Annotated in this window: 11 protein-coding genes; 4 read left to right on the plus strand and 7 right to left on the minus strand. The window is 66.5% G+C overall.

Features of this window, described 5'->3' with window-relative positions; translation table 11 throughout:
- Nucleotides 1-10 precede the first annotated feature (10 nt).
- Nucleotides 11-1231, minus strand: a complete 1221-nt coding sequence (locus FHW85_RS15200) for an RtcB family protein (protein WP_168648822.1) — start codon at nucleotides 1229-1231, stop codon at nucleotides 11-13.
- Between the two features lie 448 nt (nucleotides 1232-1679).
- Complete coding sequence (locus tag FHW85_RS15205) at nucleotides 1680-3230, minus strand: TROVE domain-containing protein (RefSeq protein WP_168648823.1); 1551 nt, start codon at nucleotides 3228-3230, stop codon at nucleotides 1680-1682.
- A gap of 167 nt (nucleotides 3231-3397) precedes the next feature.
- On the opposite strand from FHW85_RS15205, the gene rtcR reads away from it, so the two are divergent.
- Entirely contained in the window at nucleotides 3398-4990 is a 1593-nt protein-coding gene (gene rtcR, locus FHW85_RS15210; protein WP_168648824.1) for an RNA repair transcriptional activator RtcR, read from the plus strand.
- A gap of 100 nt (nucleotides 4991-5090) precedes the next feature.
- On the opposite strand, the gene FHW85_RS15215 is transcribed toward rtcR, so the two are convergent.
- From FHW85_RS15215 to rpmH, 5 genes are all read right to left on the minus strand, one after another.
- Nucleotides 5091-7694, minus strand: coding sequence for a DNA translocase FtsK 4TM domain-containing protein (locus FHW85_RS15215; protein WP_168648825.1), 2604 nt, complete (start codon nucleotides 7692-7694; stop codon nucleotides 5091-5093).
- Between the two features lie 249 nt (nucleotides 7695-7943).
- Nucleotides 7944-9287 (minus strand): tRNA uridine-5-carboxymethylaminomethyl(34) synthesis GTPase MnmE, encoded by a 1344-nt coding sequence (gene mnmE / locus FHW85_RS15220; RefSeq protein ID WP_168648826.1) that lies wholly within the window; start codon nucleotides 9285-9287, stop codon nucleotides 7944-7946.
- A 58-nt stretch (nucleotides 9288-9345) separates the two neighbouring features.
- Entirely contained in the window at nucleotides 9346-11076 is a 1731-nt protein-coding gene (gene yidC / locus FHW85_RS15225) for a membrane protein insertase YidC (RefSeq protein WP_168648827.1), read from the minus strand.
- 96 nt (nucleotides 11077-11172) lie between these two features.
- On the minus strand, nucleotides 11173-11550 hold the full coding sequence (gene rnpA, locus FHW85_RS15230) for a ribonuclease P protein component (protein WP_167252870.1): 378 nt from the start codon (nucleotides 11548-11550) through the stop codon (nucleotides 11173-11175).
- Nucleotides 11551-11576: 26 nt separating this feature from the next.
- Nucleotides 11577-11714, minus strand: a complete 138-nt coding sequence (gene rpmH / locus FHW85_RS15235; protein ID WP_019464789.1) for a 50S ribosomal protein L34 — start codon at nucleotides 11712-11714, stop codon at nucleotides 11577-11579.
- Between the two features lie 205 nt (nucleotides 11715-11919).
- On the opposite strand from rpmH, the gene dnaA reads away from it, so the two are divergent.
- From dnaA to recF, 3 genes are all read left to right on the plus strand, one after another.
- Nucleotides 11920-13275 (plus strand): chromosomal replication initiator protein DnaA, encoded by a 1356-nt coding sequence (dnaA, locus tag FHW85_RS15240; RefSeq protein ID WP_167252869.1) that lies wholly within the window; start codon nucleotides 11920-11922, stop codon nucleotides 13273-13275.
- Nucleotides 13276-13541: 266 nt separating this feature from the next.
- The gene (gene dnaN / locus FHW85_RS15245; RefSeq protein WP_167252868.1) at nucleotides 13542-14642 is read left to right on the plus strand and encodes a DNA polymerase III subunit beta; all 1101 of its coding nucleotides are present in this window, start codon (nucleotides 13542-13544) and stop codon (nucleotides 14640-14642) included.
- A gap of 97 nt (nucleotides 14643-14739) precedes the next feature.
- Complete coding sequence (gene recF, locus FHW85_RS15250; RefSeq protein WP_168648828.1) at nucleotides 14740-15834, plus strand: DNA replication/repair protein RecF; 1095 nt, start codon at nucleotides 14740-14742, stop codon at nucleotides 15832-15834.
- The last annotated feature ends 21 nt before the right edge of the window (nucleotides 15835-15855 follow it).

Genomic DNA, 15855 nt, shown 5'->3' on the forward strand with positions numbered 1-15855 from the left:
TTCCTTTCTCTCAACCCTTGACGCAAACCACCTGGCGCAGCGTATGCACGATCTCGACCAGGTCGCGCTGCGCTTCCATCACCGCATCGATCGATTTGTACGCCGCCGGCGACTCGTCGATCACCTCCGCATCCTTGCGGCATTCCACATGCGCGGTCGCCTCGCGATGCTGCTCCAGCGTGATCAGCTTGCGCGCGGCGGTACGGCTCATCACGCGGCCGGCGCCGTGGCTGCAGCTGTGGAAGCTCTGCTCGTTACCCAGGCCGCGCACGATAAAGCTCTTCGCGCCCATGCTGCCGGGAATGATGCCGAGCTCGCCGCGCTTCGCGCTAACCGCGCCCTTGCGGGTCACCAGCACGTCCTTGCCGAGATGATGTTCACGGCTTACGTAGTTATGGTGGCAGTTCACCGCCTCGGCCTGCGCCTCGAACGGCTTGGGGATAACCTTGCGCACCGCTTCCACCACGTGGCGCATCATGATCGCGCGATTGGCGCGGGCGAAACGCTGCGCCCAGTCCACCGCGAACACGTAGTCGGCGAAGTGCTCGCTGCCTTCCGGCAGGTACGCCAGATCCTGGTCCGGCAGGTTGATCACCCAGCGGCGCATGTCCTGCTTGGCCAGCTCGATAAAGTACGAGCCGATCGCATTACCCACGCCGCGCGATCCGGAGTGCAGCATGAACCACACGCGCTGCTCTTCGTCCAGGCACACCTCGACGAAGTGATTACCCGTGCCGAGCGTACCCAGGTGGCTGAGGTGATTCACGCGCTCCAGCTTCGGATGCTTCTCCACGATGCGCTTGAAGTCCTCGTGCAGCGTGCTCCAGCCCTCCAGCGCGGCCTGCGGCGGGTTTTCCCACGCGCCCTTGTCGCGGCGGCCCGGCGTACGGCCATGCGGCACGGCGGTTTCGATCGCCGTACGCACGCCCTGGAGATTTTCCGGCAGGTCGCTCGCGGTCAACGTGGTACGCGCGGCGATCATGCCGCAGCCGATATCCACGCCCACCGCGGCCGGCACGATCGCGCCGACGGTCGGCACCACCGAGCCGACGGTCGCACCCTTGCCCAGGTGCACGTCCGGCATCACGGCCACCCAGCCGTGGATAAAGGGCAGGCGGGCGATATTGATCAGCTGCTCGCGCGCCTCGTCTTCCAGCGGCACGCCGCGCGTCCACAGCTTGATCGGCGCCGCGCCCGGAAGATGGATCACATCGTAGTTGCGGTTTTCCATGGCCTCGTTTCCTTTGCCCGGGCTGTTGCGCCGCCGGGCCGGCGTGTCTCGAAGAGCTGCGGCGACAAAGTAGGTGAACCGTCCTGCTCTACCGCTGAGCTACGCCACCATAGATGCGGTGGCGGCGGGACTCGAACCCGCGACCCGGAGCTTATGAAGCTAGTAGGTCCACCGGCATTCGCCGCGGTGAAAAAGTGCGCATGGGGCAGCGACAAACAAATGACGAACCGGCTTGGGATAGTAGGTCCGCCGGCATTCGCTGCGCCGTGCGCTTGCGGCGACGAAAGTGATGAAAGCATCCCGCTTGCGCGGGCCGGGATTTGAACCCGTCGCCCGAAGGCTTCTCCAAGTAGCTTTCATCGGCATTCGCCGCAAACTCAAAAGTATGTCCTTCCCTGGCCCCGGCAGGCCCATTCCTGCCGGGGTACTACGCTGCCATCCGTGGCGATCACAACTCCATGGCCTGGATGCGTTCCTCCCAATGGCCCGCATGCTTGCCCTGCGCGATGCCCGCTACCAGCTCGAACACCGCATCGCTGAAGCCGCCGATATGGAACACGTCCGGCGCTTCCTTCGCCTGGCTGGTGCCGTACGGCTGCAGGTCGATGCAGACCAGCCGCGCCCTCGGGTTGCGCGCCTTCAGCGCCGCCCACTGGCGCATCGTTTCGGTACCGCCGCGCTGGCGCGTATCCAGCCAGCTCTGGTTGTCCGACACGATCACCACCAGGTCCGGCGCCGTGCGCTCATGGTTGAGCAGCGCCAGCGGGGCGCTTACGCAGGTACCGCCGCCGACCATCCGGGCGATGTCGCGTGCCTGGCTCATCACGCTGTCGCGCGGATTGAGCTTGATCGCGCGCACCGCTTCGGCGAACGGCACGATCCGCGTCTTGCCATGCCGGCGGCGGAAGCAGGCCGCGATCAGCGCCGCCACTTCCACGCAGGTCGCCACGCTGGTGGCGCCGCGGCGGTAGCCGGTAACCGGCGACTGCATCGAACCGGATACGTCGATCGCCAGCACCACCTCGCCGGACAGGCGCGGCACCGCTTCGGTGGCCACTTCCATGGCGTCCTGCAAGGCTTCGCTGATCGCCTCCGGCATGTTTCCCGCCGCCGCGCGGTAGGCCACCATCAGCTGGTACGGGAACACCCGCGCACGCTTGATCGCCTCGCGCTGGCGCAGACGCGCCGCCACCTGCTTGACTATCGCCGCGTCCTCGAACACGCCCTTGCGCAGGAAGGTGTTGAGGTTCATGCGCGTGGCCTGCCACGAGCTGCGCGCCGCGATCTGCTTCCAATGGCGCGCTTCCAGCGGCAGCGCCGTGAGGTACGGGAACGGCAGGTCGGGCGCCGCGCCGCGCGGATCGGCCTTGAAGGCTTCGTACGCCTGCACCATCGCGGGCAGCGCTTCGGCCTTGTACGGCTTGTCCAGCAGCCACGCATACAGCGCTTCGCGGGACGCATCGAGCGGACGCGGATGCACCATCCGCACGATGTCCGCCAGCGAAGGACGCTCGCCGATCGCCGCCGACATCAGCTGCTCGGTGGTGGCGCGGTCCAGCCATTCGCGCACCAGGCGCTTGGGGCGGGTACCGAGCGACTTGCGGCCAAGCTCGCCGCTGCGAAGCATCTGCACGAAGTTGCGCAGCATGCGGCCATTGTCGATCACGCGGTGGAAGATCTTCTCCGCCAGCGCGCCGTCGCGGCTGGCCAGGTAAGCCACCAGCAGGGCCGGCATGTCCTTCATATGTGCATGGCGGCGGGCGTACAGGGCGGTGCGGGCCACGAACTCCGGCTCCACCGCCGCGCACAGCGCCAGCACCCGGTCCAGCTGCTGCTGGGCATCCGCATGGAAGGTGCTGCTGAGGCAGCCGGTCGCGGCGTACAGCGCGAGGGCGGCTTCGGGCGAGCGCCGATAGGCGGCGCCGCCGGCCTCGTTGGCCGTATTGGCCTTGGGCACCCGGGGACCGCGATGGCTTTGGAAGAGTTGAAGGTTCGGCATGGCTGTTTCTCCGTTTGCCTGGGGAGAGCAGCAAGCGTGCCAAGTCGCCTTTGAATTCGTATCTACATGTTTTTGAAGGAAAACATTGTCGGCGCACTACGGTGTGATGACGCCGGACTTGCTCATTTCATATATTTGGATATCTGCATTTATCTTTGGCTATAGGTATGAAGCCCCAGGTCGTGATCGGATTCCTCGGCACCCAGCTCGATGCCGGCCAGGGCGCCGGCCGCTGGGAGAAATGGCGACCCACCGTGGCGCTGGGCATGCACGAGGATTTCCTGGTGCACCGCCTGGAACTGCTGGTGGATCTGCGCCGCTACGGCGTGGCGCGGCAGGTGCAGCAAGACCTGGCCCAGGTCTCGCCGGAGACCGAGGTGCGCCTGCACGACACCTACCTGGCCGACCCCTGGGATTTCGAGTCGATGTACGGCGTGCTGCACGACTTCGCCAAGGGCTACGCCTTCGACACCGAGCGCGAGGACTATCTCGTGCACATCACCACCGGCACCCACGTCGCGCAGATCTGCCTGTTCCTGCTCACCGAGAGCCGCCGCCTGCCCGCGCGCCTGCTGCAGCTGTCGCCGCCACGCAAGCAGCAGGTGGGCGCGAACGGCGGTTCGATCAGCCTGATCGACCTGGACCTGTCGCGCTACGACCGCCTGGCCCGGCGCTTCGAGCGCGAACAGGAAGACGACCGCACGCATCTGAAAAGCGGCATCGCCACGCGCAACGCCGCGTTCAACCGCATGATCGAGCAGATCGAGATCGTGGGCAGCCGCTCCACCGCGCCGATCCTGCTGATGGGTCCGACCGGCGCGGGCAAGAGCCAGCTGGCGCGGCGCCTGTTCGAGCTGAAGAAGGCGCGGCATGAATTGAGCGGGCGCTTCGTCGAGGTCAATTGCGCCACCTTGCGCGGCGATGGCGCGATGAGTGCGTTGTTCGGTCACGTCAAAGGCGCTTACACCGGCGCGGTGGGCGAACGAGCAGGCCTGCTGCGCAGCGCGCATCAAGGCCTGCTGTTTCTCGACGAAATCGGCGAGCTGGGCGCGGACGAGCAGGCCATGCTGCTGCGCGCGCTGGAAGATCGGCGCTTTCTGCCGGTGGGCGGCGACAAGGAAGTGGAGAGCGATTTCCAACTGATTGCCGGCACCAACCGCGACCTGGGCCGCCGCGTCGCGGAAGGACGGTTTCGCGACGACCTTTATGCGCGGCTCAATATCTGGAGCTTCCATCTGCCAGGCCTGGCGGAACGGCTGGAAGACATCGAGCCGAATCTCGACTACGAGCTGGATCGCCACGCGCAGCATGGCCATCGCGTGACCTTCAACCGTGAGGCGCGCGAACGCTATCTGCGTTTCGCGCAATCCGCCGAAGCCACCTGGCATGGCAACTTCCGCGACCTCGGCGCATCGCTGACGCGCATGGCGACGCTGGCACCGGCGGGGCGCATCACGGTCGACGTGGTGGACGAAGAACTGCAACGCCTGCGCCGGCTGTGGCGCCGCGACGAACAGACGGACGTGCTGCGCGAATGGCTTGGCGCCGAACTCGATGCGCTGGACCTGTTCGACCAGCTGCAGCTGCGCGAAGTGGTCCGCCTGTGCCGCCGCTGCCGCAGTCTTTCGGAAGCGGGGCGCCAGCTGTTCGCCGCTTCGCGCAGCAAGCGCACCAGCACGAACGATGCGGACCGGCTGCGCAAATATCTCGGGCGTTTTGGCTTGAGCTGGGAAACCGTGTCGGGCCGCAACGACGCCTGACGCGTAGGTTGGGGTGAGCCAGAGGCGAACCCCAACAATGCGCGATGCTCGGGCGTTACCGCGTTGGGGTTCGCCCAGGGCTCACCCCAACCTACGCTTGCTATTCGGACGGAGCAGGCGCGAGTACGTCGCGCTGCCCGTTGATCCCCATCGGCGACACCAAGCCTGCCGCCTCCATCGCTTCGACTAGCCGCGCCGCACGGTTGTAGCCGATGCGGAACTGCCGCTGCACGAACGAGATCGACGCGCGGCGCGTGCGCAGCACGAAGGCCGCGGCTTCGTCGTAGAGCGGATCGAGTTCGGCATCCGCGCCTTCCTCGGGAAACAGCTCGCCGTTGCCGCCTTCGCCGGGCGGGCCGGCGAGGATCTCGTCCTTGTAGTCCGGCTCGCCGTATTGCTTGAGGTGCGCCACGACGCGGTGCACTTCCTCGTCGGCGACGAACGCGCCGTGGATGCGCTGCGGGTAACCGGTGCCCGGCGGCAGGAACAGCATGTCGCCCTGGCCGAGCAGGCTTTCGGCGCCCATCTGATCGAGGATCGTGCGCGAGTCGATCTTCGAGGACACCTGGAAGGCCACGCGGGTGGGGATGTTCGCCTTGATCAGGCCGGTGATCACATCCACCGACGGACGTTGCGTGGCCAGGATCAGATGGATGCCGGCGGCGCGCGCCTTCTGCGCCAGGCGCGCGATCAGTTCCTCGATCTTCTTGCCGGCCACCATCATCAGGTCGGCCAGCTCGTCGATCACCACCACGATCATCGGCAGCGTATCCAGCGTCTCGGGAATTTCCGGATGCGCGGGGAAGGGGTTGAGCAGCGGCTGGCCGGCGGCGCGCGCTTCGCGCACCTTGTGGTTGTAGCCGGCGAGGTTGCGCACGCGCAGGTCGGACATCACGCGGTAGCGGTTTTCCATCTCGGCCACGCACCAGGCCAGCGCATTGGCGGCGAGCTTCATGTCGGTGACCACCGGCGCGAGCAGATGCGGGATGCCTTCGTAGACCGACAGCTCCAGCATCTTCGGGTCGATCATGATCAGGCGCACCTCGTCCGGCGTGGCCTTGTACAGCATCGACAGGATCATGGCGTTGACCGCCACCGACTTGCCGGAACCGGTCGTGCCGGCCACCAGCATGTGCGGCGCGCGCGCCAGGTCCGCCACCACCGGCTCGCCGGTGATGCCCTTGCCCATGGCCAGGGTGAGCAGCGAATCGGAGCCGCGGTATTCGCGCGAATCGAGGATCTCCGACAGCGCGATCATCTGGCGCTGCTCGTTCGGCAGCTCCAGGCCCATGCAGGTTTTTCCGGGGATCGTCTCGACCACGCGGATCGAGGTACGCCCCAGGCCGCGCGCCAAGTCCTTCATCAGCGCGACGATCTGGTTGCCGCGCACGCCGACGGCGGGTTCGACTTCGAAGCGCGTGATGACGGGGCCGGCGGAGGCGCCGACCACGCTGACCGGCACCTTGAACTCGCGCAGGCGCTGTTCGATCAGTTCGCCGGTTTCGGCGAGCTGGGTTTCGCTGACAGAAGCGGAACCCGGCGGCGGCGGGGCGAGCAGGGACAGCGGCGGGACCAGCACGCTCGTGCGCGGCCGCGACGGGGTCGGCGCCGGCACAGGAGCCGCGGGGGCCGGCTCGTCGTCGTTGGCGGCGAGGCGGCGGGATGATGCCGGAGCCGTGCGGGAGACCAGCGGCGCCGGGATGAAGTCGGGCGCGTCTTCCGCGGTGTCCGCCGCTGTGGATTCGATCGGCGCGGATTCGATCGGCGCGGATTCGATCGGCGTGAATTCGACTGGCACGGATTCGATCGGCGCGGATTCGATCGGCGCGGATTCGACGATGGCGCGTTGCGCGATCGCGGGCTCAATCGTCCGCATCGCCGCGACGGCCGGGCTTTCGATTCCGAGGGGAGCGTGCGTGCGCACGCGAGCATCGATGTCCGTCCTCGCGGCTTGAACCTGCGCACGCGCAGGCGGCTCGTCCGCCGAAGCACGTTCGGCCGCGGCCGCCATCGCCGCGGCGATACGTCCGGTCGATACCCGCGGCGCCGAAACCGGCGCGACGCGAGGCTGCTTCCAGGGCTCGCGGATCACCGCTTCGGGCGTGGGCGTTTTCGTGCGCTGCGTATCCGCGCCGGAGAAAGGTGCCGCGCGCTCCATGACCGGCGAGGGTGGGCTGGCCGGCGCAACAGGCGGACGCCGCGCCGCATGCTGCGCCTGCCGCCGCGCCGCCGTTGCCGCACCGGCGCGGCGTACGGCGCCGCGCTGTCGACGCGCAGGAAAGCGGACGCCGCGCGCTGCGAGCAGCCGCTCGATCGCGCTAGCGAAGCCATCGACCTTCGAGGAAGTCCCCGCGAACAGCGCGCGCCACGACAACCCGGGATACCAGCGCAGAGCGACTGCCAGGATCGCCAGCATCAGCAGCGAAGTGACCGTCGCGCCGAAAACAGAGGCGAGGCCGCCGGCCAAGGCACGGCATACCACGCCACCAGCCGCCGGATCGTCCGTGTAATGCGCGACGACCAGGCCTTCGAGCGTGGCGCTCGACAGCAAGACCAGCAGCCCGCCCAACGCATGGCGAATCGTGCCCTCACCACCCACCGGCCGCTTGCGGCCTTTGGCAACGAGGGCGCGCAAGCCGCGCCAGAGCAGTGGAATCAACCAGAGAGTGGACAGCCCGAAGGCGCCGAACAAGAAAGTGAGCATGCCTGCGTTTCGACCGGAACAGCGCCCCGCAAACTCGGCATGTTAGCGCCAAGGCGTCATCCGCTGTACTAGAAGATGCGATAAGCGTTTGTTGTGTCGAACACCACGCCATAGGGAGAGGTCCTACTGTGGCGCCTTCCGCGGGTTGCTGGCGCGGGTCATTGATGACTGTCCGGCCAGACGGGCGCAACGGGAGCGGGCCAAGCGTCTAAAGAAGAAGGGCGACCAGCGTTCGCCCGCCGTTCGCTTTCACTTGCCGATGCAGAACGAACTGAAGATCGCCCCCAGCAGGTCGTCGCTGCTGTAGGTGCCGGTGATTTCGCCCAGTGCGTGCTGCGCGTGGCGCAGTTCTTCCGCGGCCAGCTCGCCCGCATGCACGTCGAGCAGCACGGAGGCGGTGCGGTCGAGATGTTCGGCAACCCGTTCCAGCGCGAGCACATGGCGGCGGCGGGCGCTGAAGGCGCCTTCGCCGCTGCCGGCGCCGGCGAGGCGCTTGAGGTGGTCGCGCAGCACGTCGAGGCCTTCGCCGGATTTGGCTGAAGCCCATAGCCACCAGACGCCGGCGCGTGTTTCGCTGTGCGAGGGACGGCGGTCCAGGTCGATCTTGTTCACCAGCACGATGCGTTCGACGTCGGCCTGCACGTCGGCGAACAGCTGCTGGTCCGCGTCGGCGCCGGCGGCGTCGGTGACGAGCAGGGCGACGTCGGCGCGGGTGAGCTCGTGGCGCGCGCGGCGGACGCCTTCGCGTTCCACCGGATCGTCCGTTTCGCGCAGGCCGGCGGTGTCGGCCAGTTCCAGCGCGACGCCGTCGAGGTCGAGGTTTTCGCGCAGCACGTCGCGCGTGGTGCCGGCGATGTCGGTGACGATGGCGCGGTCGCTGCCGGCCAGTGCGTTGAGCAGGCTGGATTTGCCGGCGTTGGGGCGGCCGATGATGGCCACGCGCAAGCCATCGGTGAGGCGCACGCCGCGCTGGGTTTCGCGCAGCAGCCTGCTGAGTTGCTCGCGCAGCGCGTGCAGCTGGCGGGCGATCGCGGGGTCGGCGAGGAAGTCGATTTCCTCTTCCGGGAAATCGATCGCGGCTTCGATATGCACGCGCAGCAGGATCAGCGCCTGCAGCAGCTCGTCGACGCGGCGCGAGAACACGCCTTCCATCGAACGCAGCGCCGCGCGCGCGCCGGCCTGTGAACCGGCGGCGATCAGGTCCGCGACGGCCTCGGCCTGCGCGAGATCCAGCTTGCCGTTGAGGAAAGCGCGCTCGGTGAACTCGCCGGGACGCGCCAGGCGTGCGCCGAGTTCGCAGACGCGGCGCAGCAGCGCGTCGAGCAGTACCGCGTTGCCGTGGCCCTGCAGCTCCAGCACGTGTTCGCCGGTGTAGGAGGCGGGGGCGGGGAAGTACAGCAGCAGGCCACGGTCGATCAGCTCACCGTTCGCATCGCGGAAGGCGGCAAAGTGCGCGTGGCGCGGTGCGGCGGCGCGACCCAGCAGCGTCTGTGCGATCGCCGGCACCGCCGGACCCGATATGCGCAACACACCGACGCCTGCGGCTCCGGGTGCGCTGGCGACGGCAGCGATGGTGTCGGCGGTGTGGCTCATACCCGGGAGATTATCGCCGCCGCCTAAGAAAAAGGCCGCTTGCGCGGCCTTTTCTTCATCAGGCGGTCTTGGCCTTGTGATCGGCCCGGTCCACCTGGCGGGTGATGAACCACTGCTGGGCCAGGCTGGTCGCGCCGTTGATCACCCAGTACAGCACCAGGCCGGACGGGAAGAAGGCGAACAGCACCGCGAACAGGATCGGCATCACCTTCATCATCTTGGCCTGGGCCGGATCCATGCCGGTGGTGGGCGTAAGCCACTGCGTGGCCAGCATCACCAGCACGTAGATCGCCGGCAACACGAACAGCGGATCGGGCGCGGACAGGTCGTGGATCCAGCCGAAGAACGGCGCCTGGCGCAGCTCCACGCTTTCCATCAGCACGCGGTACAGGCCCAGGAACACCGGGAAGGTGACCAGGATCGGCAGGCAGCCGGCCATGGGGTTCACCTTCTCCTTCTTGTACAGCTCCATCATGGCCTGCTGCATCTTCATCTTGTCGTCGCCATAGCGCTCCTTGAGCGCGGTGACGCGAGGCTGCAGCTTGCGCATGCGCGCACCGGAGCGGAACTGCGCGGCGGTGAGCTTCCACAGCGCGGCCTTCAGCAGCAGCACCAGCAGGATGATCGCCACGCCCCAGTTGCCGCTGATCGCGTGCAGCTGCGACAGCAACCAGTGCAGCGGCTGCGAGATGACGGTGAGCCAGCCGTAGTTGGTGGACAGCTCCAGGCCCGGCGCGATCGCGTCGAGCGTGCCCTGCAGCTTCGGACCCAGGTACAGGCGCGAAACGGCGGTGGCGCTCTGGCCCGGCGCCACGTTGAGCGACGGGCCGACGGTGCGGATCAGGTAGTACGGCTGCGCCGTATCCGGATTGACGACGCTGGTGGAGTAGCCGTTCGCTTCCTGCGCCGGCGGAATCCACGCGACCACGAAGTAGTGCTGCAGCATCGCGGCCCAGCCGCCGGTGATGGAGCGCGCGAGCGGCTTCTTCTGGAAGTCGGTGAAGGGCAGGGTTTCGAACTTGTCCTGCGGGCTGTACCAGCCGGCGCCGAAGAAGCTGTGCGCGGCAGGGTCGGTGTAGTTCTGCAGCCAGGTGCGGTTGTTGACCTGGCCCGCGCGCTGTAGCTGCTCGTAGGCGTTGCCCTGCCAGGCCACCGACGCGCCGTTGTCGATCTTCTGCTGCATCGAGACGTCGTAGCTGCCGCGCTTGAGCGTATAGCTCTTGGTGACCTTGAGGCCGGCGGCGTCCTGCCAGGTAAGGTCCACCTTCAGTTCGTTCTGGCCTTCGGCGAGCTGGTAGGCGGTCTGCGCGCTGTCGAACACCGACAGATGCGTCGGCGCGACCGGCGCGCCATTGCCCTGCGCGCTGGCCAGGCCGCTCTGCGCCACGAAGAAATGCTCGGGCTGCTCGTCGAGCAGGCGCACCGGCGCAGGGCTCGGGTCTTTCTTGGTGATCGGCACCGACGGGTAGTGCAGCAGTTCGGACCGCACCACGCTGCCGCCGCGGGTGTCGACCGTCAGGCGCAGCACGTCGGTGGTGATGGTGATCAGCTGGGCCTTGGCTTCGGTCGCGCTGCCGCCGTTGGCGGGTACTGCAGCGGCGCCGGTGCTGGAGCTGGAGCTGGCGGCGGGCACGTTGCCGCCGTTGTCGGCGGAAGGCACCGCGGCGCTGCTGGCGCTCGCCACCGGCGCGGGGACCGGCTTGGGGCTGTAGTCCTTGTCCCAGGCCATCCACAGCAGGTACGCCACGGCGAGCAGGGCAAAGGTGAGGAACGTGCGCGTTTGATTCATCGCGTGACAGATCCGGTGAGCGCCGCGGCTCCGAGCCGCGGAGAGGAAGGCGGGAAAAGGGTCAACGCGCGATTGTGCCGGCCGCGTGGCCCGGCATCAATGCGAGCCGGCCTTGGATATGGGCACGGATCGCTGCGACACCAGCTTCTTCCACAGCTGGTCGATCTCGGCCAGCAGTTCGGGGCCGGGCAGGCCGCTGGCCTGGTCGCGCGCCATCACCAGCAGGTCGACGGCCGGAAGCTGGGTGCGGATGCGCCGGAAGGATTCGCGCACTAGGCGCTTGATGCGATTGCGCTCGACGGCGCGCTTGGATACGCGCTTGGAAATGGCCAGCCCGAGGCGGGGCTCGCCGAGTCCGTTGTCCCTGTAGCGCACAGAAAAACAGCGGCCGCCGAGGCGGCCGCTGGCATGGCGCATCGCTGCAAAGTCACCGGCGCGACGGATCCGCGACTCGCGCGGCAGTCCGGCACGCATCGGTGCTGTGCCTGTGACCGCGGCGCTTACGGGATCAGGCGCTTGCGGCCCTTGGCGCGACGGGCGTTCAGGATCTTGCGACCGTCGGCCGTGGCCATGCGGGCACGAAAGCCGTGCGTGCGGGCGCGCTTGAGCTTGCTGGGCTGGAAGGTCCGCTTCGACATGGCTTCCTCCTCGTTGGTATGTGGATAAAAAGGTTGGAAATTATGCCGCGCGCTTGCGGGCCCTGTCAAACCCCCGCTGCAACGGGGGTTTGCGTATCCTGTGGATAATTGTGTGGATAGGCCCTGGCCGAGAACCGGCAAGCTGCTGTTAGACTTTCCGGTCCACCCCGCGCGCAAGCGCCCCTGCTGTGGTTGAAGAATACCCATGAGTGATCTGTGGCGGCGCTGTCTCGAGCGTCTCGAAGGCGAATTGAGCGCCGAGGACGTGCACACCTGGCTGATGCCGCTGCAGGCTCGCGACGACACCATGGGTCTGCAGCTGTTCGCGCCCAATCCCTACACCCTGGACACCGTGCGCGAGCGCTATCTGCCGCGCATCGAAGCCATGCTCGCCCAGCTGACCGGGCACGAACTTTCCGTGCGCCTGGAAGTGGGTTCGAGCGCCGCGCGCGTGCCGCAGCGTCCGGCTTCGTCCATGGCACGCCCCGCGCCGGCGCCGGCCGTGGCCGAACCCGCGCCGACGCAGCCACCCGCGCCCTTCAGCCATAACCTGGACCCGCACTACACCTTCGAAACCTTCGTCGAAGGCAAATCCAACCAGCTGGGCAAGGCCGCCGCGATGCAGGTGGCGATGAATCCGGGCCGCGCGTACAACCCGCTGCTGCTGTACGGCGGCACCGGCCTGGGTAAGACCCACTTGATGCATGCCGCCGGCAACCTGATGCGCGAGCGCAATCCGGACTTCAAGGTGCTGTACCTGCGTTCGGAGCAGTTCGTGGGCGCCATGATCGAAGCGCTGCGCACCAAGAGCATGGACGAGTTCAAGCGCCGCTTCCGCTCGGTCGACGCGCTGCTGATCGACGACATCCAGTTCTTCGCCGGCAAGGACACCACGCAGGAAGAGTTCTTCCATACCTTCAACGCGCTGTTCGAATCCAAGCAGCAGATCATCCTGACCTGCGACCGGTACCCGAAGGAAGTGGACAAGCTGGAGCCGCGCCTGAAGTCGCGCCTGGGCTGGGGCCTGTCGGTGGCGATCGAGCCGCCGGATTTCGAGACGCGCGCGGCGATTCTGCTGGCCAAGGCGCACGAGAAGGGCGTGGCGGTGACGGAGAACGTGGCGATGCTGCTGGCCAAGCGCATCCGCTCCAACGTGCGCGACCTCGAAGGCGCGCTCAACACGCTGGCCGCGCGCGCCAATTTCTACGGCAAGCCGATCACCACCGAATTCGCCGAGGAAACGCTGCGCGACCTGCTGGCCACGCACGCCCAGGCGGTGACGGTGCCCAACATCCAGAAGCAGGTGGCCGACTACTACCAGGTGCGCCTGCAGGATCTGCTGTCCAAGCGCCGCGTGCGTTCGCTGGCCAGGCCGCGGCAGTTCGCGATGGCGCTGTCCAAGGAACTGACCGAGCACAGCCTGCCGGAGATCGGCGAGGCGTTCGGCGGGCGCGATCACACCACCGTGCTGCACGCCTGCCGCACCATCAAGAAGCTGTGCGAGACCGATACGCGCATGCGCCAGGACTGGGAACAGCTGATCCGCATCCTTACCGGTTGAGGTGATGAAGCGGAGAAATCGGCACCGGTGGGGATAAGCGCTTGAAAAGGGATGGTAGAAGCTGTGGATAATAGGTGGACGTTCGAGGGCTCCCCAGTTATCCACAAGCGACCCACACGCTGCGGGCCTGTTAAAGCACACCGTCTTTTTGTTTCAAGTTTTTGATTCTTAAGTGGAAAACGCGGTTTTCAAGTTATCCACGGCACCTACAACCACCACAGAACTTCTTTTAAAAACAGAACAGCAGGTTTAGGGGAAGCGCCTACATGCAATTCAGCATCCAACGAGAAGCTCTGCTCAAGCCGCTGCAACAGGTGGTGGGCGTCGTCGAACGTCGCCAGACCCTGCCCGTGCTCGCGAACCTGCTGGTCAAGGTCGGCGACGGCAAGCTTTCGCTGACCGGCACCGATCTCGAAGTCGAGATGGTTGCCACCACGCCGGCCGACAAGCTGGTCGACGGCGAGATCACCATCCCGGCGCGCAAGCTGTTCGATATCGTGCGTGCACTGCCCGATGGCGCGCAGATCGAGTTGAAGCTCAACGGCGATCGCATCGCGCTCAACGCCGGACGCAGCCGCTTTACGCTGGCCACGCTGCCTGCCACGGAATTTCCCACCATTGACGAGATCGAGCTGGTGGAGCGGGTGAGCTTGCCGGAAGAAGTACTGCGGGATCTGATGGAGCGCACCGCGTTCGCCATGGCGAACCAGGACGTGCGCTATTACTTGAACGGCATGCTGCTGGATCTGCAGGAACACACCCTGCGCTGCGTAGCCACCGACGGCCACCGTCTGGCATTGAAGGAAACCAAGCTGGACAGCAAGGTTTCCACCCGCCGCCAGATCATCATTCCGCGCAAGGGCGTGAACGAGCTGATCGGCTTGTTCGAAACCGGCGACGGCCAGGTGGAACTGGAGTTCGGCCGCAATCATCTGCGCGTGCGCCGCGGCGACGTGGTGTTTACCTCGAAGCTGATCGACGGCCGTTTCCCGGACTACGAGGCGGTGATCCCGCTCGGTGCGGACAAGTCGGCCACGCTGGATCGCGAAGTGCTGCGCAGCGCGCTGCAGCGTGCTGCGATTCTGTCGAACGAGAAGTACCGCGGCGTAAAGCTGGAGCTTTCGTCCGGGAAGCTGCGCATCGTGGCGCACAACCCGGAGCAGGAAGAGGCTGTGGAAGAGCTGGAAGCCGAAACCGTGGTTTCGGATCTGGCCGTGGGCTTCAACGTCGGGTATCTGCTGGATGCGCTGTCGGCACTGCGCGGCGAGCGGGCACGCCTGAATCTGCGCGATGCGCAGTCCAGCTGCCTGGTGCAGGAAGACGACAGCGAAGAGGCACGGCACGTGATCATGCCGTTGCGCCTCTGATGGCAGCAGGGATGCGGGCCGGATCGGTCAGCATGCCAGCCAACAACGCCGGAGCCGTCGAAAGACGCTCCGGCGTTCTTGCTTCTGGGCTTGCGTCATGAGGTTGGAGCGTCTGCGGATTCGCGGGCTGCGTTGCCTTGCCGAAGCGGATATCGAGCTGGGCGAGGGGATTCATGTCTTTGTCGGGGCGAACGGGGCAGGCAAGACGAGCGTGCTGGAGGCGGCGTTTCTGCTTTCCCATGGCCGTTCGTTCCGTAGTGGCGGGGCAAAGGAGGTCTTGCTGCAGCGGGGCGCGTCATCGCTTTCCGTGTTTGGTGAGATTCGCCATCAGGATGGTCGGATCGGACGGGTTGGCCTTGGGCGTGAGGGCGCGCGCTGGGATGCGCGCCTGGATGGACGGAGCGCAAGCCTCGGCGAGGTCGTCAGTGAATGCGCCGTGGTGTGCTTTGAGCCTGGCTCTCATGCACTGATCGCCGGCGGTGCCGAAGAGCGTCGTCGTTATCTGGATTGGGGCGTGTTCCACGTGGAACATGAGTTTCTGTTGGCTTGGCGGCGCTATCAGCGCGCGTTGAAGCAGCGAAACAGCTTGCTGAGGTCGAACAGCCCGGTCGCGCCGGAACTCTTCCTTTCCTGGGAGGCGGAGCTTTCCCAAACCGGCGAGCGAATCCACTTTATGCGGGTTCGTTATCTGGACCAGCTACTGCCGCACCTGGAACAGACCATCGGCGGCCTGCTTCCCGAATTGGGAGCGATCGAGCTCCGCTATCGCCGTGGCTGGCCTGAAGAGCGGGACCTGGCCGAGGTCTTGGCGGATCAGCGCGATAGGGACCTCTCCCGCGGCCACACCACGCAGGGCGTACACCGCGCCGAGTGGTCTATCAGCTTTGAGCATGCCCCTATGCGGGAGCATCTCTCGCGCGGACAGGAGAAGTTGACTGCCCTAGGGTGCCTGCTTGCTCAGGCCGCCTTATTTGCCAGCCAGAAGGGCGAGTGGCCGGTCGTTTGCCTGGATGATCTTGCTTCCGAACTCGATCTCGCGCACCAGACGGCCGTGGTGGGGCAGTTGGCTGGGGTCGGTGCCCAGGTGCTGGTCACGGGAACTGAGCTTCCTGCGCCCTTACAGAGCCTCTCAGCGCATGTGTTCCACGTGGAACAAGGGAAAGTCGCCGCGCCTGCTATAATTACTTCTTAGTGTCCCTGTTCCGGTTTCCAT

Origin of the sequence: Dyella sp. SG609 (genome assembly GCF_012275375.1) — a bacterium.
In the GTDB taxonomy this organism is placed as follows: domain Bacteria; phylum Pseudomonadota; class Gammaproteobacteria; order Xanthomonadales; family Rhodanobacteraceae; genus Dyella_D; species Dyella_D marensis.